Annotated in this window: 20 protein-coding genes; 11 read left to right on the top strand and 9 right to left on the bottom strand. The window is 69.0% G+C overall.

The window, feature by feature from the left end:
- Window positions 1-19 precede the first annotated feature (19 nt).
- From coxB to AB4Z46_RS12075, 3 genes are all read right to left on the bottom strand, one after another.
- Window positions 20-1,201, bottom strand: coding sequence for a cytochrome c oxidase subunit II (coxB, locus tag AB4Z46_RS12085; protein WP_442283731.1), 1,182 nt, complete (start codon window positions 1,199-1,201; stop codon window positions 20-22).
- 66 nt (window positions 1,202-1,267) lie between these two features.
- Window positions 1,268-1,744: a DUF2244 domain-containing protein gene (locus AB4Z46_RS12080; RefSeq protein WP_286567805.1), complete on the bottom strand. Its 477-nt coding sequence runs from the start codon at window positions 1,742-1,744 to the stop codon at window positions 1,268-1,270.
- 123 nt (window positions 1,745-1,867) lie between these two features.
- On the bottom strand, window positions 1,868-2,782 hold the full coding sequence (locus AB4Z46_RS12075) for a biotin synthase (RefSeq protein WP_442283730.1): 915 nt from the start codon (window positions 2,780-2,782) through the stop codon (window positions 1,868-1,870).
- Between the two features lie 22 nt (window positions 2,783-2,804).
- Between AB4Z46_RS12075 and AB4Z46_RS12070 the strand changes: the two genes are divergently transcribed.
- Together AB4Z46_RS12070 and AB4Z46_RS12065 are read left to right on the top strand one after the other, a co-directional pair.
- Complete coding sequence (locus AB4Z46_RS12070; RefSeq protein ID WP_442283729.1) at window positions 2,805-3,521, top strand: phosphoribosyltransferase family protein; 717 nt, start codon at window positions 2,805-2,807, stop codon at window positions 3,519-3,521.
- Window positions 3,522-3,552: 31 nt separating this feature from the next.
- Window positions 3,553-4,014, top strand: coding sequence for a tRNA (cytidine(34)-2'-O)-methyltransferase (locus AB4Z46_RS12065; RefSeq protein WP_442283728.1), 462 nt, complete (start codon window positions 3,553-3,555; stop codon window positions 4,012-4,014).
- Between the two features lie 123 nt (window positions 4,015-4,137).
- Here the strand turns inward: AB4Z46_RS12065 and AB4Z46_RS12060 are convergent, their stop codons facing one another.
- Together AB4Z46_RS12060 and AB4Z46_RS12055 are read right to left on the bottom strand one after the other, a co-directional pair.
- Window positions 4,138-4,596 (bottom strand): MaoC family dehydratase, encoded by a 459-nt coding sequence (locus AB4Z46_RS12060; protein WP_442283727.1) that lies wholly within the window; start codon window positions 4,594-4,596, stop codon window positions 4,138-4,140.
- Between the two features lie 73 nt (window positions 4,597-4,669).
- The gene (locus AB4Z46_RS12055) at window positions 4,670-5,290 is read right to left on the bottom strand and encodes a ParA family protein (RefSeq protein WP_442283726.1); all 621 of its coding nucleotides are present in this window, start codon (window positions 5,288-5,290) and stop codon (window positions 4,670-4,672) included.
- Window positions 5,291-5,368: 78 nt separating this feature from the next.
- On the opposite strand from AB4Z46_RS12055, the gene kefF reads away from it, so the two are divergent.
- Together kefF and kefC are read left to right on the top strand one after the other, a co-directional pair.
- Window positions 5,369-6,007: a glutathione-regulated potassium-efflux system oxidoreductase KefF gene (gene kefF, locus AB4Z46_RS12050; protein ID WP_442283725.1), complete on the top strand. Its 639-nt coding sequence runs from the start codon at window positions 5,369-5,371 to the stop codon at window positions 6,005-6,007.
- A gap of 2 nt (window positions 6,008-6,009) precedes the next feature.
- Window positions 6,010-7,863, top strand: coding sequence for a glutathione-regulated potassium-efflux system protein KefC (kefC, locus tag AB4Z46_RS12045; RefSeq protein WP_442283724.1), 1,854 nt, complete (start codon window positions 6,010-6,012; stop codon window positions 7,861-7,863).
- 12 nt (window positions 7,864-7,875) lie between these two features.
- On the opposite strand, the gene AB4Z46_RS12040 is transcribed toward kefC, so the two are convergent.
- Entirely contained in the window at window positions 7,876-8,742 is an 867-nt protein-coding gene (locus AB4Z46_RS12040) for an amidohydrolase family protein (protein ID WP_442283723.1), read from the bottom strand.
- 106 nt (window positions 8,743-8,848) lie between these two features.
- On the opposite strand from AB4Z46_RS12040, the gene AB4Z46_RS12035 reads away from it, so the two are divergent.
- From AB4Z46_RS12035 to AB4Z46_RS12010, 6 genes are read left to right on the top strand one after another with little or no spacing between them, the layout of a single operon-like run.
- Window positions 8,849-9,622 (top strand): crotonase/enoyl-CoA hydratase family protein, encoded by a 774-nt coding sequence (locus AB4Z46_RS12035; protein ID WP_442283722.1) that lies wholly within the window; start codon window positions 8,849-8,851, stop codon window positions 9,620-9,622.
- 11 nt (window positions 9,623-9,633) lie between these two features.
- Window positions 9,634-11,529: a feruloyl-CoA synthase gene (locus AB4Z46_RS12030; RefSeq protein WP_442283721.1), complete on the top strand. Its 1,896-nt coding sequence runs from the start codon at window positions 9,634-9,636 to the stop codon at window positions 11,527-11,529.
- 22 nt (window positions 11,530-11,551) lie between these two features.
- Window positions 11,552-12,316: an SDR family NAD(P)-dependent oxidoreductase gene (locus AB4Z46_RS12025; RefSeq protein ID WP_442283720.1), complete on the top strand. Its 765-nt coding sequence runs from the start codon at window positions 11,552-11,554 to the stop codon at window positions 12,314-12,316.
- A gap of 31 nt (window positions 12,317-12,347) precedes the next feature.
- Window positions 12,348-13,340: a Bug family tripartite tricarboxylate transporter substrate binding protein gene (locus AB4Z46_RS12020; RefSeq protein ID WP_442283719.1), complete on the top strand. Its 993-nt coding sequence runs from the start codon at window positions 12,348-12,350 to the stop codon at window positions 13,338-13,340.
- Between the two features lie 35 nt (window positions 13,341-13,375).
- Window positions 13,376-15,103 (top strand): acyl-CoA dehydrogenase family protein, encoded by a 1,728-nt coding sequence (locus tag AB4Z46_RS12015; protein ID WP_442283718.1) that lies wholly within the window; start codon window positions 13,376-13,378, stop codon window positions 15,101-15,103.
- Window positions 15,104-15,142: 39 nt separating this feature from the next.
- Complete coding sequence (locus AB4Z46_RS12010; protein ID WP_442283717.1) at window positions 15,143-15,682, top strand: MarR family winged helix-turn-helix transcriptional regulator; 540 nt, start codon at window positions 15,143-15,145, stop codon at window positions 15,680-15,682.
- A gap of 24 nt (window positions 15,683-15,706) precedes the next feature.
- On the opposite strand, the gene AB4Z46_RS12005 is transcribed toward AB4Z46_RS12010, so the two are convergent.
- Both AB4Z46_RS12005 and AB4Z46_RS12000 read right to left on the bottom strand, forming a co-directional pair.
- Window positions 15,707-15,925, bottom strand: coding sequence for a hypothetical protein (locus AB4Z46_RS12005; protein ID WP_442283716.1), 219 nt, complete (start codon window positions 15,923-15,925; stop codon window positions 15,707-15,709).
- A 116-nt stretch (window positions 15,926-16,041) separates the two neighbouring features.
- On the bottom strand, window positions 16,042-16,800 hold the full coding sequence (locus AB4Z46_RS12000; protein ID WP_442283715.1) for a sulfite exporter TauE/SafE family protein: 759 nt from the start codon (window positions 16,798-16,800) through the stop codon (window positions 16,042-16,044).
- Window positions 16,801-16,860: 60 nt separating this feature from the next.
- Between AB4Z46_RS12000 and AB4Z46_RS11995 the strand changes: the two genes are divergently transcribed.
- Window positions 16,861-17,796: an ornithine cyclodeaminase family protein gene (locus tag AB4Z46_RS11995; RefSeq protein WP_442283714.1), complete on the top strand. Its 936-nt coding sequence runs from the start codon at window positions 16,861-16,863 to the stop codon at window positions 17,794-17,796.
- Here the strand turns inward: AB4Z46_RS11995 and AB4Z46_RS11990 are convergent.
- Window positions 17,783-18,793 (bottom strand): Bug family tripartite tricarboxylate transporter substrate binding protein, encoded by a 1,011-nt coding sequence (locus tag AB4Z46_RS11990; protein ID WP_442283713.1) that lies wholly within the window; start codon window positions 18,791-18,793, stop codon window positions 17,783-17,785. The two genes, AB4Z46_RS11995 and AB4Z46_RS11990, sit on opposite strands and share 14 nt — an antisense overlap.
- Window positions 18,794-18,803: the final 10 nt, after the last annotated feature.

Below are 18,803 nucleotides of genomic sequence, written 5' to 3'. Positions count from 1 at the left end.
CTTCGTCGTGGGCGGCGGCTTATTGCTTGCCGCGCTCGGCCAACACTTCGGACGGCTGCACCAATTGACCCGTCTTGTTCGACCAGCTGTTCTTGGTGAAGCTCACCACGGCGGCGATGTCGGTGTCGCTCAACTGCTTCCAGGCCGGCATGGCGCCGCTGTTCTGGCCGAAGAGCACCACATGAACCTGCTTCTGGTGATCGGCGTCGAGCACGGTCGGCGAGCCGTCGAGGGCCTTGATCGGGCCGGCGCCGCGGCCGTTGGCCTGGTGGCAGGCCGCGCAGTTGGCGGCATAGACCTTCTCGCCGCGCGCCAGCAGTTCGGGCAGGGTCCAGACCTTGGTCGGATCGTCCTGCTTGGCCGCGGCTTCCTTGCGCTTGCCGTCGACCCAGGCGGTGTAGTCGGCCGCCGCGAGCACCTTCACGTGGATCGGCATGTAGGCGTGTTCCTTGCCGCAGAGCTCCTGGCACTGGCCGTAGTAGTCGCCGACCTTCTCGGCCCGGAACCAGGTGTCGCGCACGAAACCGGGGATCGCGTCCTGCTTGACGCCGAGCTGCGGCACCGCGAAGGCGTGGATCACGTCGTTGGCCGTGGTGATGATGCGCACCTTGGTGTTGACCGGCACCACCATCGGGTTGTCGACCTTGAACAGGTAGTCGTCCGGCATCTCGCCACGGGCGCCGGCGTTGGACATGGCGCGCTGCGAACTGTCGAGCGTCGAGATGAAGGAAAGGCCCTCGCCTTCGCCCTTGAGGTAGTCGTAGCCCCACTTCCACTGGTAGCCGGTGGTCTTGATCGTGAGGTCGGCGTTGGTGGTGTCCTTCTGGGCCACCAGCACCTTGGTCGCCGGCAGCGCCATCAGGATCACGATGAGGAAGGGCACGATGGTCCAGATCACCTCGACCACCACCGATTCATGGAAGTTGGCCGATTTGTGGCCGACCGACTTGCGGTGCTTCCAGATCGAATAGAACATGACCGCGAACACGGCCACGAAGATGACCGTGCACAGCACCATCATCACGTTGTGCAGGAAATGCTGCTCTTGCGAGATCTTGGTGACACCCAGCGGCAGGTTCAACTGGCGCACCGACGGGCCGCCGGGCAGGTCGTTGACTGCGTGCGCCGCGCCGCTGAAAGCCGCGCCGGCCGCCAGCAGCAGATTCGCCGGCCAGATCTTGTTGCGCCAATTGCTCTTCATCGTGTTCACTTCTTCATTTCCTGTTAACCCCACCGGTCCCCACGGTGCGACACCCCGCTCGCCCTCTCAGGCGCTGCGCAATGCCATGCGAATCTCGCGCGCCAGCGCCGCACGCAACTCCGGGCGCACATAGCGCCCCACCCTGACCGAACGACCCTGACCCGAAACCTCGATCAGCGAACGATCGCTGTCCTGCGGCTCGACCCGCACCTGGTGCGGCAAGAATTCCGTGCGCTCATAGTGCCCACCGTTCTCGAGCTCGACCACCAGCCTGCCGCCCTGCAAGGCGATCTTTTCGCCATCGGTCGCATGCCGCGCATAAAGCACGAACGCGAACCCGACCGCGGCGAGTTCGAGCCACGCGAACGGCAGCACGAGCCGCGCGCCGTTCAGCCAGAAGACCGTCCCGATACCGAGCGACACCACACAGAGCGACGCGTAGAGCCAGCCGAGCTGGCTCGGCGTGACCGAGCAGTTGCGCTTCAGGAACCAGTGGATGCTCTGGCCAGAAACAGTGGCAAAACGAAACACGGAATTCGACACGGGCGAGTTCAGCAAATCGGTGCGTCGACACGCTGCCAAACTTGAGTCGGACAGGCCTCGATCACGGGACAATACCCGGGAGTTCACGCAGCGCCGGATTGTAGCGGGTCGGCCAGGTCGGACTCAGTTGCTTACACGACCGCGCTGGAGCATGGAACGCATTTCGCGCAAGGAAACTGCACTTTCCGCGGACAGCGCCACCCGCGGCGCGGGTTTGAAGGCATGGCCGTAGATGATCTCGAAGGTCAGCGCGATCCGCCCGCCGCCGTCCTCGGCCGGCGCAAGTTCGGGCAGGGACGCGCCCAGGGCGCGTCGCCAGGCCTTGCCGCGCAACGCGGGGAAACGCCCCGGATGCAGGTTGCGCCCCAGCGTGCGCAGCTCGGCCAGGGCGGCATCGGCGCTGGCCCAGGTCAGCACGATGCGCTCCATGTCCATCACAGGCTCCGCGAAACCGGCGCCGACCAGCATGTCGCCCCAGTCGTGCATGTCGGTGAATTCGTGGCTGGCGGGCGGCCAGCCGAGCTGCCGGTGCAGGGCGCGCAGTTCGCGCAGGGTGTCGGGCCCGAAGCAGGAGAACATCAGGAAGCCGTCGGTCGCGACCAGCCGGTGCCAGCGCGCGATCAGCGCCTGCGGGTCGGCCGCCATGTGCAGCGCCATGTTGGCCCAGAGCAGGTCGACGCCGTCCTCCGGGGGCGGCTCGAAGCTGGGCTGGGCGCCTTGCCAGCGCCGTGCGGTCCACCACGGCGCGGTCAGCGACCGGGCGGTCGCGGCGGCCAGCGCGGGCCGCGGCTCGATCACGAAGGGCGCGGCGTCGCGGTAGCGGCGCGCCACCAGCGCATGGGCCTCGAGGCCGCCGCGCAGGGGCGCCCAGTCGGCCCAGTGGCGCGGCCGCGCCTTGATCCACTGCAGACGGTCCTCCATGCGGCGACCGATTTCCTCGTGCAGCCAGGGCGATTCCGAAGCCGGCGCGAGCCGGCTCCAGCGGTCGGCCGCCGTGGCATCGATGGTCGGCGGGCGCTGTACGGGGTCGGTGGGCATGGGCCGCTCAGTATATTGAGGGATGTTCAAGCCCTGGGCCGGACGGCCTTTCTCGTCGCTGCTTGCCCGCCTGCCGAGCCAGTGCGTGGTGTGCCGCGCCTGGCCCGCGGAACCGGTGTGCGAGGCCTGCGTCGCGCGTTTTGCGCCGCCGGTCCCGCGCTGCCGGACCTGCGCGCTGCCGGTGGCCCCGGGATCCGCGCTGTGCGGCGACTGCCTGCTGCACCCGCCGCCGCTCGACGCCTGCCTGGCCGCCTGCGCCTATGCCTGGCCGTGGCCGGAATGCATTGCCGAATTCAAGTTCCGCGGCGACGCGGGCCGCGCCGCGCCGCTGGCCACCCTGCTGCGCAACGCGCCCTGGGTCGAGCCGGCGCTCGAACAGGCCGACCTGGTGCTGCCGATGCCGCTGGCACCGGCCCGGCTGCGCGAACGCGGTTTCAACCAGGCCCATGAACTGGCGCGGCGGCTGGACGCGGCCAAATGCGACCCCGGTCTGCTGGTGCGCACGCGCGAGACGCCGCCCCAAAGCGGCCTCGATCGCCGGCAACGCTTGCGCAGCCTGCGCGACGCCTTCGCCGTGGAACCGACGCGCGCCTCGGCACTCCACGGTCGGCGCCTGGTCCTGGTCGACGACGTGATGACCAGCGGCGCCTCGCTGTTCGCGGCGGCCCGCGTGTTGCGCGCTGGCGGAGCCGCCCACATCACGGCGATCGTGCTGGCACGGACGGACCTGCCCGCCTAGAAGACGACTGCATGCGACCGACAATCGCGCCATGTTCCATATCGTCCTCGTCGAGCCCGAGATCCCGCCGAACACCGGCAACGTGATCCGCCTGGCCGCCAACACCGGCTGCACCCTGCACCTGGTCGAACCACTGGGTTTTTCGATGGACGACCGCCTGCTGCGGCGCGCCGGGCTGGACTACCACGAGTACGCGACGCTGTTGCGCCATGCCAATTGGCAGGCCCTGCTCGATAGCCAGCAGCCACCGGCCGACCGGATGTTCGCGCTCACCACGCGCGGCACGCGCCGGGTGCACGACGTGGCGTTCCGCCCCGGCGACTGGCTGGTGTTCGGTTCGGAGACCCGCGGCCTGGCGCCCGAACTGCGTGAGAGCTTCGCGCCCCCGCAGCGGTTGCGCCTGCCGATGCGGGAAGGCCAGCGCAGCCTCAACCTGTCGAATGCCGTCGCCGTGACCGTCTTCGAGGCCTGGCGCCAGAACAGCTTCGGCTAGCGGGACCGGCGCAGCCCGGTCCCCGTTGGTGAAACACCGCGGAACCGGCTTCGCCGGGCCGCTGGTGTTGCCCCCGGCAGGGGGTGGGCGGGCTACACGCAGTGAGCCCAACCTGGGGGCGAGCTACTTATACCGACGAACCACCGACTCGGCGACGCACGCCGGCTTCGGCGAACCTTCCAGCTCGATGGTCGTTTCCCAGGTCATCTGCAGCCCGTCATTGGCGATCGGCTCCGAGCTCAGCAGTTTCATGCGCCCACGAACACGGCCGCCGACCGGCACCGGCGACATGAAGCGCACGCGATTCAGGCCGTAGTTCACGCCCATGCGCGATTCGGCCACGTCGAAGGCCGTCTCGTAGAGGCGCGGCAGCAGCGACAGGGTCAGGAAGCCATGCGCGATCGGGCCGCCGAAGGGGCCGGCCTTGGCGCGCTCGACATCCACGTGGATCCACTGGTGGTCGCCGGTCGCCTCGGCGAACTGGTTGACCTGGGCCTGGGTGATGGTGATCCAGTCGCTCACGGCGACTTCCTGGCCGACGCACGCGGCGAGATCCTGAAGGGTCTGGAAGGTCTTTTTCATCGTTTCACTTTAGCGGCGCCCCGCCGCCGCTCCTGTCCACGTCGGGACATGGAGGCTCGGGGTAAACACGGGCTCAGGCGTCCAGCCAGCGGGTGATCGGCTGCCATTGCTCGAGGTCGCGCTGCACCCGACCCGGCGCGAGGTCGAACAGCGTGAGCCCCCGGGCCGCGAGCTGCACGTAGTTCTGGGTGTCGCGCAGTTCGCCGAGTACCGGCAGGTCGAGGCCGGCGACGAACTCGCGCAACCGATCGGCGGCCAGGGTGCGGGCGTCGACCCGCATGCCCACCAGGGCGATCTTCGCCTTGGCGGCATGGCGGTTCGCGAGCAGCTTGTCGAGGAAGTCCCGCGTCGCGTAGATGTCGAAGATGCTGGGCGATAGCGGCACCAGCACCCTGTCGGCCAACGCCAGCGCTTCCTTGAAGCGCGATCCGTGCAGCCCGGCCGGGGTGTCGATGACGGCATGGGTGGTGCCGCGCGGCGGCCGCACCACATTGCCGTCCTCCGACGCCTCCCAGCTGCGGATCTCGCGCGCCTGGGGGGAGCGCAGCCCGAGCCAGAGCCGCGACGACTGCTGGCGGTCGATGTCGCCCAGCATCACCGGGTGTCCGCGACTGGCGAAATAGCCCGCGATGTGGGTGGCGAGGGTGGATTTTCCGACCCCGCCCTTCGGATTGGCGACCAGGACTACCGGCATATGAAGCTCCGACAGGCTGAACAAAGGCGCCATGGTAGCCGCGCGCGAAAGGGACCGGAGTGCGCTAACGTTCGCGCCATGCCGACCCCAACGAACAACAACCGCTCCGCGCGTATCTACGTGATCGCCGCCCATCCGCACTGGCGCGAGTCGCGCGTCAACCGCCAGTTGCTGAAGGCGGCCCAGGCCACGCCCGGGGTCGAGGTGAACGACCTCTACAACACCTATCCCGACTACGCGATCAACGTCAAGGCCGAGCAGGCCCGCCTGGCCAGCGCCGACCTGCTGGTGCTTCTGCATCCGATCCAGTGGTACTCGATGCCGGCGCTGCAGAAGCTCTGGATCGACGACGTGCTCGACTACGGCTGGGCCTACGGCACCGGCGGCCAGGCGCTCCAGGGCAAGGACTGCTGGCTGGTCGCCACCACCGGCGGGCCCGAGGGCAGCTACCACCCGCAGAGCTACAACCGCTACTTTTTCGACGCCTTCCTGCCGCCCTACGAGCAGACCGCCGCGCTGTGCGGCATGCGCTTCCTGCCGCCGCTGCTGTTCCACGGCGCACGCCGTGCGCCGGAAGACGAGTTGCTGGCGCACGTCGAGGTCTTCAAGGAGCGGCTCCAGAGCTATCCCGACTGGCCGGAGCTCGAGGAGCTCGACGCCTGCATCAGCTGCCCGGTGCCCGCAACCGACCGGCCGGTCGGCCACGAGGAGGCCTGAGCATGGAACACGCACCGGCCTGGCTCGTCAATTCGCTGATCTATCTGGGCGCCGCGGTGCTGGTGGTGCCGCTGTCGAAGGCACTCGGGCTCGGCTCGATCATCGGCTACCTGGTGGCCGGCATCGCGATCGGGCCCTGGGGCCTGGGCCTGGTCACCAACGTCGAGGACATCCTGCACTTCGCCGAATTCGGCGTCGTGCTGATGCTGTTCCTGGTCGGCCTCGAGCTCGAGCCCAAGCGCCTCTGGAGCCTGCGCCGGCCGATCTTCGGCTGGGGCTCGGCGCAGGTGCTGGGCTGCGCCGCGGTGCTGTTCCTCGCCGGCTGGGCCGCGGGCGCGAGCTGGCGCGTGTCGCTGGTGGCGGCGCTCGGGCTGGCCCTGTCGTCGACCGCGATCGCGCTGCAGGTGTTCGGCGAGCGCAACCTGCTGCTGACGCCGAGCGGCCAGGCCGGCTTCTCGATCCTGCTGTTCCAGGACGTGGCGGCGATCCCGATCCTGGCGCTGCTGCCGCTGCTGGCCGTCGGCTCCGACGCCGGTCCGGCCATGACCGGATGGGACCGGACGCTCGAGGGGCTGAAGATCGTGGGCGTGATCGCCGCCATCGTGGTCGGCGGCCGGCTCGCCTTGCGGCCGCTGCTGCGCTGGATCGCGCGCAGCAACACGCCCGAGATCTTCACCGCCACCTCGCTGCTGCTGGTGGTGGCGATCGCCGCGCTGATGCAGTTCGTCGGCCTGTCGATGGCGCTCGGCGCCTTCCTCGCCGGCGTGCTGCTGGCCGAAAGCGAGTACCGGCGCGAGCTGGAGACCGAYATCGAGCCCTTCAAGGGCCTGCTGCTGGGTCTCTTCTTCATCGCCGTCGGCATGAGCATCGACTTCGGCGTGCTGCTCGAGCGGCCCGGCCTCATGGCGCTGGTGGTGACCGGCTTCCTGCTGATCAAGTTCGTCGTCATCTACGCCCTGGCCAAGGCCATGGCGGTGCCCTACCAGCAGCGGCCGGTGTTCACGCTGCTGCTGGCGCAGGGCGGCGAGTTCGCCTTCGTGGTGTTCCAGGCCGCCGGGCCCGACGTGCTGCCGCATGCCGTGGCCTCCTTCCTGATCGCCGCGGTGGCGCTCTCGATGCTGGTCTCGCCGCTGTTGCTGGTGGTGATCGACAAGTGGGTGCTGCCACGCTACACCGCGCACGCGCCGACCACGATGGAAGAGATTTCCGAGCAGCAGGACGCCAAGGTGGTCATCTGCGGCTTCGGCCGCTACGGCCAGATCATGGGCCGCATGCTGGATGCGCAGAATCTCAAGATCACGGTGCTCGACCACGACCCCGACACCATCGAGAGCCTGCGCGAATTCGGCTTCCGGGTCTTCTACGGCGACGCCACGCGGCTGGACCTGCTGCGCACCGCCGGCGCCGGCACCGCCAAGGTGCTGGTGGTGGCGGTCGACGACATGGAGCAGTCGCTGAAGATCGTCGACCTGGCGCAGGAACACTTCCCGCAGGCCAGGCTCGTCGTTCGGGCGCGCAACATCACGCACCTCTACCAGTTGCTGGATCGCAAGGTGGAGTTCATCGAGCGGGAGCTCTTCGAGTCCTCATTGCGCAGTGCGCGCTCGGTGCTCGAGGTGCTCGGCTGGCCGGCGCACGAGGCGCGCGAAACCGCGATGCGCTTCCGGTTTCGCAACATCCAGCTGATGCACGAAACCTACCCGCACTACAAGGGCGACCGGGCCAAGCTGATCGCGGTCGCGAAGAAGGGCCGGCAGCAGTTCCAGGAACAGATGGCACGCGAGCGCGAGGAGCGGCGCCAGCGCTCCGGGGCCCACTGGGATCCGGAACGAACCGAACAGGAACAGCTCCCCTGAGCCGGGGCGGGGCTACTGGTCGAGCTTCAGCAGCCGCACCGCATTGCCCTTCAGGATGCCGGGCATCACCTCGGGCTTGAAGCCGGCGTCCTCGAAATCCTTGAGCCAGCGGTCGGGCGTGATCAGCGGATAGTCGCTCGCGAACAGCACGCGGTCCTTCAGCAGCGTGTTGGCGTACTGCACCAGCTGCTTCGGAAAGTACTTGGGGCTCCAGCCCGACAGGTCGATCCAGACATTGGGCTTGTGGGTCGCCACGCTGAGCGCCTCGTCCTGCCACGGGAAGCTCGGGTGCGCCATCACGATCTGCATGTCGGGGAAGTCGATCGCGACGTCGTCCAGGTGCATCGGATTGCTGTACTCGAGTCGGAGGCCCCCGCCGCAGCGCATGCCCGAACCGATGCCGCTGTGGCCGGTGTGGAACACCGCCGGCAGGCCGTATTCGTTGATCACCTCGTAGATCGGCCAGGCCATCTTGTCGTAGGGGTGGTAGCCCTGCACCGTGGGATGGAACTTGAAGCCCTTGACGCCGTATTCCTCGATCAGCCGCCGCGCTTCCCGCGCCCCCATCTTGCCCTTGTGCGGGTCGATGCTGGCGAAGGCGATCATGATGTCCGAGTTCTTCTGCGCGGCCTCGGCGATCTCCTCGTTCGGAATGCGGCGACGGCCCATGTTCGACTCCGCATCGACCATGAACATCACCAGGCCGATCTTGCGCTCGCGGTAGTAGTCGACGCTTTCCTGGATGGTCGGGCGGCGGCTCGACTTGAAGTACTTGTCGGCGGCGCGGTCATATTCCTCGCCGTAGTTGTCGAAGGGGTTCCAGCAGCTCACCTCGGCGTGCGTGTGGGTGTCGATCGCGATCAGGTTCCGATGGTCCATGGCGTGGTCTCCAGGTGCTAGGGTAAATCCTATGCCGCTACACCGTCGCGCGGCTTGAATTGATTATTTTTCATAACCATAATCGAAACTATTCCGGAATGCAATCATGACCTCCACCGACCTCCATCTCGAACTCCAGGATGACATCGCCGTCATCCGCCTCACGCGCGGCGCCAAACGCAACGCGCTGTCCGACGCGCTGATCCTGGCGTTGCGCGACACCTTCGAACAGCTGCCCTCCACGGTGCGTGCCGCGGTGATCGACGGCGAGGGTCCGCACTTCTGTGCCGGCCTGGATCTGTCCGAACTCCAGGAGCGCGACGCCGGCCAGGGCATGCAGCACTCGCGCATGTGGCATGCGGCGCTCGACCTGGTGCAGTACGGCCCGGTGCCGGTGATCGCGGCGCTGCACGGCGCGGTGGTCGGCGGCGGGCTCGAACTCGCGAGCGCCTGCCACATCCGCGTGGCCGACAGCAGCACTTTCTATGCGCTGCCCGAAGGCTCGCGCGGCATCTTCGTCGGCGGCGGCGGCTCGGTGCGCATCCCCAAGCTGATCGGCGCTGCGCGCATGACCGACATGATGATGACCGGCCGGGTCTACAACGCCGAGGACGGCGAGCGCGCCGGCTTCGCCCAGTACCTGGTGCCCGAGGGCACGGCCTTCGACAAGGCGCTGGAGCTCGCGAAGCGCGTGGCGACCAACGCGCCACTGACCAACTACGCGCTGATGCACGCGCTGCCCCGCATCGCCGAGCAGCCGGCCGACCACGGCTTCTTCACCGAGGCGCTGATGTCCGGCATCGCGCAAAGCGCGCCCGAGGCCAAGGAGCGTGTGCGGGCCTTCCTCGACGGCAAGGCCGCCAAGGTGCGCAAGGACTGACCGAGGACCCCATGCTGCAAGACCACCGCACCACCCCGCCGCGCTACCGTCCGCTGACCTTCGGCGTCAGCCATGTGAGCCTGCGCGAAGGCGCGGCCGGCGTGCGCTACCTGCAGGCCACCGAGCCCCTGAACGACTTCGCCGAGCGCATCACCGACCGGATGATGCACTGGGCGCAGGTCGCGCCGCAGCGCAGCTTCATGGCGCGCCGCGCGCAACTCCCCGACGGCGGCACCGGCGACTGGCAGCACCTGAGCTATGCGGACGCGGTGCAGGGCGCGCGCCGCATCGGCCAGGCGCTTCTCGACCGCGGCCTCGGCCCCGAGCGGCCGGTGATGATCCTCAGCGAGAACAGCCTCGAGCATGCGCTGCTGTCGCTCGGCTGCATCTATGCCGGCATTCCCTACTGCCCGGTGTCGCCGGCCTACTCCACGGTCAGCCAGGATTACGACAAGCTGCGCCACGTCTTCGACACGCTGACGCCGGGCCTGGTGTTCGCGAGCGACGCGCAGCGCTTCGGCCGCGCCATCGCCGCGGTGGTGCCGGCCGATGTCGAGGTGGTGCTGCAGCGCGGCCACGGCGGCGACGGCGCAGCGCCCGAGCTCGCCGGCCGCAGCATCACCTCCTTCGACAGCCTGCTGGCCACGCCGGCGACCGCGGCGGTCGATGCCGCGATGGCGGCCACCGGGCCGGACACGATCACCAAGTTCCTGTTCACCTCGGGCTCGACCAAGATGCCCAAGGCGGTGATCAACACGCAACGCATGTGGTGCGCCAACCAGGTGCAGATCGCGCAGTCGATGCCCGCGCTGGCCGAACAGCCGCCGGTGCTGGTCGACTGGCTGCCGTGGAACCACACCTTCGGCAGCAACCACAACGTCGGCATCACGATCTACCACGGCGGCACGCTCTACATCGATGACGGCAAGCCGACGCCCGCGCTGATGGGCGAGACGCTGCGCAACCTGCGCGAGATCGCGCCGACCGTGTACTTCAATGTGCCGACGGGCTTCGAGGCGATCGCCCAGGCGATGCAGAGCGATGCGCTGCTGCGCAAGACGCTGCTGTCGCGGGTGCGGATGTTCTTCTATTCGGGCGCCGGCCTGGCGCAGCCCGTGTGGGACCTGCTGCATGCGATCCAGGAGGCCGAGATCGGCGAGCGCATCGTGATGGCGACCGGCCTCGGCATGACCGAATCGGGCCCGTCGGCGATGTTCATCAACAGCCCCGACGTGCGCGCCGGCGACGTCGGCGTGCCGACGCCGGGCATGGTGCTCAAGCTGGTCGAGGTCGACGGCAAGACCGAGGTGCGCTACCGCGGCCCCAACGTCACGCCCGGCTACTGGCGCGCGCCGGAAGCCACCCGCGAGGCCTTCGACGAGGAGGGTTTCCTGTGCACCGGCGACGCGGTCCAGTGGATCGACGAGGCCGACATCCACCGCGGCCTGCGCTTCGACGGCCGGATCGCCGAGGACTTCAAGCTCGCGACCGGCACCTTCGTGAGCGTCGGCCCGCTGCGGGCGAAGATCATCGCGGCCGGCGCGCCGTACGTGCAGGACGTGGTGCTGACCGGCATCAACCTGAAGGAAGTGGGCGCCTTGATCTTCTCGACCCAGGCCGTGCGCACGCTCGCGGGCCTGGCGCCGGACGCGCCGTTGCAGCAGGTGGTCGAGAGCGGCCCGGTGCAGGCCTGGTTTCAGCAACTGCTCGACACGCTGGCCGCCTCCAGCACCGGCAGCGCCAATCGCATCGCGCGCGCGCACCTGGTGTTCGAACCGCCGTCGATCGACAAGGGCGAAGTGACCGACAAGGGCTCGATCAACCAGCGCGCCGTGCTCAAGCACCGCGCCGCGCTGGCCGAGGCCCTGCACGCCGACACGCTGCCCTTCACGATCAAGCCCCGATAAACCCAGCCAGGAGACAAAGACCATGAACATCCAAGGACAAGCCGCACTCGTCACCGGAGGCGCCTCCGGCCTCGGCGAAGCCACCGCGCGCGAACTGGCCCGGCTCGGCGCCAAGGTCGCCGTGCTCGACGTCAACGCGCAGCTGGCCGAAAAGGTCGCGGCCGAAATCGGCGGCATCGCCTGCGTCTGCGACATCACGCAGGAAGCCAGCGTCACGGCCGCGCTCGACAAGGCCGAGGCCGCGCACGGTCCGGCGCGCATCCTGATGAACGTCGCCGGCATCGGCACCGCCAAGCGCATCGTCGGCAAGGACGGCAATGCCGCGCCGCTCGAAGACTTCGTGCGCGTGGTCAACGTCAACCTGGTGGGCGCCTACAACATCAGCCGGCTCTATGCGGCGCGCTGCGCCAAGCTCGATCCGCTCGAAGGCGGCGAGCGTGGCGTGATGCTGTTCACCGCCTCGGTCGCGGCCTTCGACGGCCAGGTCGGCCAGCAGGCGTACAGCGCCTCGAAGGGCGGCCTGGTCGGCATGACCCTGCCGATGGCGCGCGACCTCGCGCAGCACGGCATCCGCGTCTGCACCATCGCGCCGGGCCTGTTCGCCACGCCGCTACTGAAGAGCCTGCCCGAACCGATCCAGCAGTCGCTGGCGGCCTCGATCCCGTTCCCGCCGCGCCTGGGCAAGCCTTCGGAATTCGCCGAGCTGGCCTGCCACATCGTGACCAACGGCCACCTCAACGGCGAAGTGATCCGGCTCGACGGGGCGCTGCGCATGGCGCCGCGCTGAAGACATCAGCATCCCACAGGAGACAAAGACCATGACCACCCGACGCCTCTTCGTCCAGGCCCTCGGCGGCACCGCCGCCCTCGGCGCGCTGCATCCGCTCGCCGCCCTCGCGGCGGAAGCCCTCAACCAGGTGAAGATCCTCTATGGCTTCCCGGCCGGCAGCGCCGGCGACAGCGTGGCCCGGCGGGTCGGCGACAAGCTCGGCAACAGCGCCTTCACGAAGAACGCCGCGGTGGTCGACAACCGGCCCGGCGCCGGCGGGCGCATCGCGCTCGAGGCGCTCAAGACCTCACCGGCCGACGGCTCGGTGCTGGCGGTCTGCCAGGCCTCGGCGCTGTCGACCTACCCGCACATCTACAGCAAGCTCAACTACGCGATCGGCGACTTCGCGCCGATCTCCATCGGCGCCGTCATGACGCACGGCCTGGCCGTGGGCCCGATGGTGCCGGCGAGCGTGAAGACGCTGAAGGACTACATCGCCTGGGCCAAGGCCAACCCGAAGGAGGCCAGCTACGGTTCGCCGGGCGCGGGCTCGACGCCGCACTTCCTGGGCGCGCTGCTGGGCCTCAACAGCGGCACCGAGCTCAAGCACATCCCCTACCGCGGCTCGCTGCCGGCGGTGAACGACGTGGTCGGCGGCCAGATCGCATCGAGCATGACCCCCGCCGGCGACTACCTGCCGTTCGCCAAGGCCGGCAAGCTGCGCGTGCTCGCCACCTCGGGGACCACGCGGGCGCCCTACCTGCCGGACGTGCCGACCTTCGCCGAGCAGGGCTTCCCCGAGATCGTGGCCGAGGAATGGTTCGGCTTCATCACGCCCGCGAAGACCCCGCCGGAGGTGATCAAGGCCGCCAACGCCGCGATCACCACCGCGCTCAAGGACCCTGCGATCATCGAAGGCCTCTTCTCGGTCGGCCTGGTGGCCCAAGGATCCACGCCCGAAGAAATGAAGAAGTCGATCCAGAGCGAGTACGAGCGCTGGGGTCCATTGGTCAAGAAGATCGGCTTCACGGCCGAATCCTGAGGCGCTGCGAACGGGCGCCGGCCCGACGACACGACATGAACTACATCCCCCGCCCCGACGAAGTGCGCCTCATCCTGGACACGGTGCTCGGCACCGTGCCGCGCCTGAGCGCGCTGCCCGCGTTCGCAGAGTTCGACCAGGACCTGCAGGCGCAGGTGCTCGACGAAGCCGGCAGGTTCGTCGCCGAAGTCGTCGCGCCGCCCAACCGCGGCGGCGACGAAATCGGCTGCCGCTTCGCCGACGGCAGCGTCGTCACGCCGCCGGGCTTCCGCGAAGCCTACCGGGCCTTCGTCGACGGCGGCTGGCCCGCGCTCTCCGCCGCGCCCGAAGACGGCGGCCAGGGCCTGCCGGCGGTGCTCGAGGCCGTCCTGTTCGAATGGCTCAGCGCCGCCAACCACGGCCTCACGATGGCCCCGGGGCTGCTGCATGGCGCCTACGAATGCCTCAAGCACCACGGCAGCGACGAGCTGAAGCAGCGCTATCTGTCGAAGATCGCCACCGGCGAATGGCTGGCCACCATGTGCCTGACCGAAGCCCATGCCGGCAGCGACCTGGGTCAGGTGCGCACCCGCGCGGCGGCGCAGGCCGACGGCAGCTTCCGCGTCGCGGGCGGCAAGATCTTCATCTCGGGCGGCGAGCACGACCTCACGGACAACATCGTGCACCTGGTGCTGTGCCGGATGCCCGATGCGCCGGCCGGTCCCAAGGGGCTGTCGCTGGTGCTGGTGCCCAAGCTGCTGCCCGACGGGTCGCGCAATGCGGTGCACTGCGAGCGCATCGAGGAAAAGATGGGCCTGCACGGCAGCTCGACTTGCGTGATGCGCTTCGACGATGCCACCGGCTGGCTGATCGGCGAGCCCAACCGCGGGTTGGCGGCGATGTTCGTGATGATGAATGCGGCGCGGCTGCATGTGGCGCTGCAGGGCATCGGACTGCTCGACGCCGCCTGGCAGAAGGCCGATGCCTACGCCCATGAACGGCGCCAGATGCGCGCGCCCGGCCCGACGCCGGCGAGCCGCGGCAGCGAGACCGCAGACCTGGTGGCCGAGCATCCGGCGATCCGCCGCATCCTCGACACGCAGCGCGCCTGGATCGACGGCGCCCGCGTGATCGCCTATCGCACGGCCATGCAGCTCGACGTCGCGCGCCACGACCTCGATCCGAAGGCGCGGGAGCGCGCGCAGCGCTGGTGCGCGCTGGTCACGCCGGTGCTCAAGGCGGCCTGCACGCAGCAGGCTTTCCACGGCGCCAGCGAATGCCTGCAGGTCTTCGGCGGCCATGGCTACGTGCGCGAATGGGGCATCGAGCAGGTGGTGCGCGACTCGCGCGTGACCATGATCTACGAGGGCACCAACGAGATCCAGGCGATCGACCTGCTGGTGCGCAAGGTGCTGGCCGACGGCGGCACCGGCATGTCGGGCCTCCTGATCGAGCTGCGCGACGAACTCGACGCCGCGCGCGACATCGATGCCGACGTGCAGCGCCGCCTGGCGCAACTGCGCTACCTCACGACCACCGTCGCCATGGCTTCGCAGGCCAATGCCTCCCTGCCCTTCGAAGTGGCGGACGACTACCTGCGGGTGGTCATGCTCGCGCTGCTGGCCTGGGCCTGGGCCCGCATCGGACGCACCGCGCCCGACCCCGCCCGCTGGTCGGCGCCCGAAGCGGCCTTCCGCCGCTGGGTGCTGCCGGAGTTCGAGATGCGGCTCGGCATCGTCAAGCGGGCCTGCGAAGCCGTCGTTGCGCCACAGGTTTCCGCCTGAGCGACACACGCCGGGCCGCCGAGCAGTTACGCTCGCGCCATGGCAGTCCCGCACAAGAAAACCCCATCCGCCGTGCACCACCCGGCGCCGCGGTCCGACCGTCTCGACACGCGGGTGCTCGAGACTTTCGTCGGCTACAACGCGCGCCGCGCATGGCTGATCGTCAGCCAGGTCTTTGCCGAGCGAATGGCGGTCTACGGGCTCAAGCAGGTGGACTTCTCGGTGCTGTCGCTGCTCGCGCACAACCCGGGCGCGACCTCGCGCCAGCTGTGCTCGACGCTCGACATCCTGCCGCCCAACCTGGTGAGCCTGATCGCTGCGATGGACGCCCGCGGCCTGATCGAGCGCCGGCCCCATCCGCACGACGGCCGCGCCATCGGCCTGTACCTGACGCCGGCCGGCGAGCAACTGGTGCGCGAGGCCGAGCAGACCGTGATGCAGCTCGAAGCCGACACCAGCGCCCGCCTGACGGCGCGCGAGCGCGAGACGCTGATCCGGCTGCTGCAGAAGGTGTATCACCAGTCGCCGGGCGTCCCGGCGGAGGCCGACGGCAGGCCGAAGGCTAGAAGCGTTCCGTGAATGGCACGCCGCCGGCGCCGCGGCTCACCAGAACTTCCACCAGGGTCCCGGCATCGGAGAAGCGGCGGGCGCCAGGACCTGCAGGCCCGAGTCGCGGATGCGGCGGCGCTGCTCGGCTTCGAGCGCCTGCGCCATGCGGTGGGCCAGTTGGTCTCCCTGCATCGCACGCATGCGCCACTCGGTCGCCAGGCTCTGGAGCTCTTGATCCTGCAGGGCTGCGGGCGACATCGAGGTTTCGGGCATGCCGAAATTCTGCCCATGGCCGACGGGCGCGGCAATCGTAGAGCTTTGCCTTACATCGTTTTCCCTCAGGCCGGCGCCGGGCCGCCCCAAGGCGGCCTGCGGCCCTGGGGGCTTTTCTATGCTATGAAGCCATCCCAGCTCAGCTTGAGCCCGGTCAGCAGCATGCCAAGGTAGACGAAGCGGTAGAACCAGACCGGGTCAATGCGCCGCGCGATGCGAATGCCCACCCACACGCCCACTGGTGCGATCGGCAGCAGCACCAGCGAAGTCGCCATGTTGCGCCAGTCCAGCAGACCGAGCCAGGCATAGGGCACCCATTTGCTCAGGTTCACGACGAAGAAGAAATAGGCCATGGTCGCCGTATAGACCACGGGTCCGAGCCGCAGCGGAATCACGTAGGCGTTGACCGGCGGCCCGCCCGCGTGCGCGATGAAGCTGGTGAAGCCGCTGAGGGTGGTCAGTACGGCGCCGCCCGCCCTGGAGGGCGGCGGATCGCCCGCACGCGGCGGGAACAGCAGGCGCTGGGCGAGAAAGAGCAGCGTGAAGACGCCGACGATGCCAGCCACCGTGTGCGCCGGCAGCACACTGAAAAGAAGGGCGCCGATCACCGTGCCCGCCAGGCCATAGGGAATCAGGAAGCGCAGCAGCCGGCGATCGAAGTCGCGGCGGAAGCCGGCGAGGCCCAGCAGGTCCATCAGCAGCAGCACCGGCATCAGGATGGCCGCCGCCTGCGGCACGCTCACCACCAGGGCCATGAACGGGACCGCGAGGGAGCCGAAGCCGGCGCCGAAGCCGCTCTTGCTGACGCCGAGCAGCAGCACGGCCGGAACGGCGACCGCATAGAAATGCGGGTCGGTGATGATCGGGAGATTCAAGGCGGGGGAAATGGGGGTGCGTGAGCGCTACATTGTCCACGCCGCATCCCAACGCCCGCCATGCTCATCCTCGACGCCGACCAGACCCGTGCCCAGCTGAATTTCGAGCGCCTCGTCCCGGCCCTGCGCGCGGCCTTCGCGAGCGAGGCGACGGTGCCGCCGCGCCACGTGCACGCGGTGGCGGCCGGCGCCGACCGCGGCACCGTGCTGATCATGCCGGCGTGGAGCGAGGCCGGCTTCCTCGGCATCAAGACCATCAACATCTTTCCGGGCAACAGCGCGCGCGGCCTGCCCGGATTGCATGCGACCTACGTGCTCTACGACGCCCACACGGGCGTGCCGCTGGCGCAGCTGGACGGCAACGAGATCACGGCCCACCGGACCGCCGCCGCTTCGGCGCTGGGCGCATCCTTCCTCGCCCGCGACGAGGCGTCGACGCTGCTGGTGCTCGGCACCGGGCGCGTGGCGCGCCTGCTGCCGGCGGCCCATGCGAACGTGAGGCCAATCCGCGCGGTCAAGGTCTGGAACCACCGCCCGGAGGGCGCCCGCGCCCTGGCCGAGGAATGGCGGCGGGGCGGCTGGCAGGCCGAGGCGGTCGACGACCTCGAGAAGGCGGTCCGCGCGGCCGACATCGTCTGCTGCGCAACGCTCGCGACCGAACCGCTGATTCATGGCGAATGGCTGGCGCCGGGCTCGCACCTCGACCTGATCGGCAGCTTCACGCCGGCGATGAAAGAGGCCGACGCGGCCTGCTTCGCCGGCGCCCGCGTGTATGTCGACACCGACGAAGCCCCGACCAAGGCCGGAGACCTGCTCGACGCCATCGCCGCGGGCGCCGTGTCGCTGGAGACGATCCAGGGAACGCTGGCGCAGCTTTGCGGGCAGGAGCGGCAGGGTCGCCGCACCGCCGAAGAGCGCACGGTCTTCAAGGCCGTCGGCAGCGCGCTCGAAGACCTCGCGGCCGCGACCCTTGTCTGGCAGGCTAGTCGAGGCTAGCGCCCGACTCCTTCACGACCTTGCCCCACTTGACGGTCTCGCTCTCGATGAAGGCCGCGAACTGCTCCGGCTTCTCGCCATGCGGTTCGGCGCCCTGCTCGGCCAGCTTCTTCTTCACTTCCGGGTCGGCCAGGGCCTTGAGGATGGACGCATTGAGCTTGGCGACCACCGGTGCCGGCGTGCCGGCCGGTGCCAGCAAGCCGAACCACGAGGTGGCTTCGTAGCCCGGCACGCCGGCTTCGGCGATGGTCGGCACGTCGGGCAGCGCCGGCGAGCGCTTGGCGGTGGTCACCGCGAGGGCTCGGAGCTTGCCGCCCTTCACGTGCGGGATGGCGGAAGGCATGTTGTCGAACATGACCGAGATCTGGCCGCCCAGCAGATCCGACACCGCGGGCGCGCTGCCGCGGTACGGCACGTGCTGCATGTCGACGCCGGCCATCTGCTTGAAGAGCTCGCCCGACAGGTGGATGGAACTGCCATTGCCCGATGAACCGAAGTTGATCTTGCCGGGGTTGGCCTTGGCGAAGGCGATCATTTCCTTCACGTTCTTGAACGGCTGCGACGGATTGGCCACCAGCAGGTTCGGCACCATGGCGACGCGCGAAAGCGGCGCGAAGTCCTTGATCGGATCGAAGGGCATCTTCCGGTAGAGGCTCTGGTTGATGGCGTGCGTGCCGACGGTGCCCATGAACAGCGTGTAGCCATCGGCCGGTGCCCGTGCCGCGGCCTGGCCGCCGATGTTGCCGCCGGCGCCGGCGCGGTTGTCCACCACCACCGTCTGGCCGAGGTCGCGCCCCATGTACTGGCCGATCACGCGAGCCAGGATGTCGGTGGTTCCGCCGGCCGAGAAGGGCACGATGATCGTGATGGGCTTGGCGGGAAACTGGGCCTGCGCCAAGGCGGCGAAGGGCGCCAGCGACACGGCCGCGGTTGCGGCCGCGGTGGCGAGGACGAAGGTGCGGCGCTTGGGCGCGGCATCGGAAGGGAAACGGGACATGGAAAGCCTG

Origin of the sequence: Variovorax sp. M-6, from assembly GCF_052114385.1 — a bacterium.
GTDB lineage: Bacteria > Pseudomonadota > Gammaproteobacteria > Burkholderiales > Burkholderiaceae_C > Variovorax.
The sequence above is the reverse complement of the archived record's forward strand: the minus strand, read 5'-3'. Positions and strand labels throughout refer to the sequence as shown.

Excerpts from the sequence above, each read along its gene's own strand:
- AB4Z46_RS12010 (WP_442283717.1), top strand. The coding sequence starts at position 15,143 with ATGGCAGTCCCGCACAAGAAAACCCCATCCGCCGTGCACCACCCGGCG.
- AB4Z46_RS12020 (WP_442283719.1), top strand. The coding sequence starts at position 12,348 with ATGACCACCCGACGCCTCTTCGTCCAGGCCCTCGGCGGCACCGCCGCC.
- AB4Z46_RS12060 (WP_442283727.1), bottom strand. The coding sequence starts at position 4,596 with ATGAAAAAGACCTTCCAGACCCTTCAGGATCTCGCCGCGTGCGTCGGC.
- coxB (WP_442283731.1), bottom strand. The coding sequence starts at position 1,201 with ATGAAGAGCAATTGGCGCAACAAGATCTGGCCGGCGAATCTGCTGCTG.
- AB4Z46_RS11995 (WP_442283714.1), top strand. The coding sequence starts at position 16,861 with ATGCTCATCCTCGACGCCGACCAGACCCGTGCCCAGCTGAATTTCGAG.
- AB4Z46_RS12055 (WP_442283726.1), bottom strand. The coding sequence starts at position 5,290 with ATGCCGGTAGTCCTGGTCGCCAATCCGAAGGGCGGGGTCGGAAAATCC.
- AB4Z46_RS12030 (WP_442283721.1), top strand. The coding sequence starts at position 9,634 with ATGCTGCAAGACCACCGCACCACCCCGCCGCGCTACCGTCCGCTGACC.
- AB4Z46_RS12065 (WP_442283728.1), top strand. The coding sequence starts at position 3,553 with ATGTTCCATATCGTCCTCGTCGAGCCCGAGATCCCGCCGAACACCGGC.
- kefF (WP_442283725.1), top strand. The coding sequence starts at position 5,369 with ATGCCGACCCCAACGAACAACAACCGCTCCGCGCGTATCTACGTGATC.
- AB4Z46_RS12040 (WP_442283723.1), bottom strand. The coding sequence starts at position 8,742 with ATGGACCATCGGAACCTGATCGCGATCGACACCCACACGCACGCCGAG.
- AB4Z46_RS12025 (WP_442283720.1), top strand. The coding sequence starts at position 11,552 with ATGAACATCCAAGGACAAGCCGCACTCGTCACCGGAGGCGCCTCCGGC.
- AB4Z46_RS12035 (WP_442283722.1), top strand. The coding sequence starts at position 8,849 with ATGACCTCCACCGACCTCCATCTCGAACTCCAGGATGACATCGCCGTC.
- AB4Z46_RS12070 (WP_442283729.1), top strand. The coding sequence starts at position 2,805 with ATGTTCAAGCCCTGGGCCGGACGGCCTTTCTCGTCGCTGCTTGCCCGC.
- AB4Z46_RS11990 (WP_442283713.1), bottom strand. The coding sequence starts at position 18,793 with ATGTCCCGTTTCCCTTCCGATGCCGCGCCCAAGCGCCGCACCTTCGTC.
- AB4Z46_RS12005 (WP_442283716.1), bottom strand. The coding sequence starts at position 15,925 with ATGCCCGAAACCTCGATGTCGCCCGCAGCCCTGCAGGATCAAGAGCTC.
- AB4Z46_RS12015 (WP_442283718.1), top strand. The coding sequence starts at position 13,376 with ATGAACTACATCCCCCGCCCCGACGAAGTGCGCCTCATCCTGGACACG.
- AB4Z46_RS12075 (WP_442283730.1), bottom strand. The coding sequence starts at position 2,782 with ATGCCCACCGACCCCGTACAGCGCCCGCCGACCATCGATGCCACGGCG.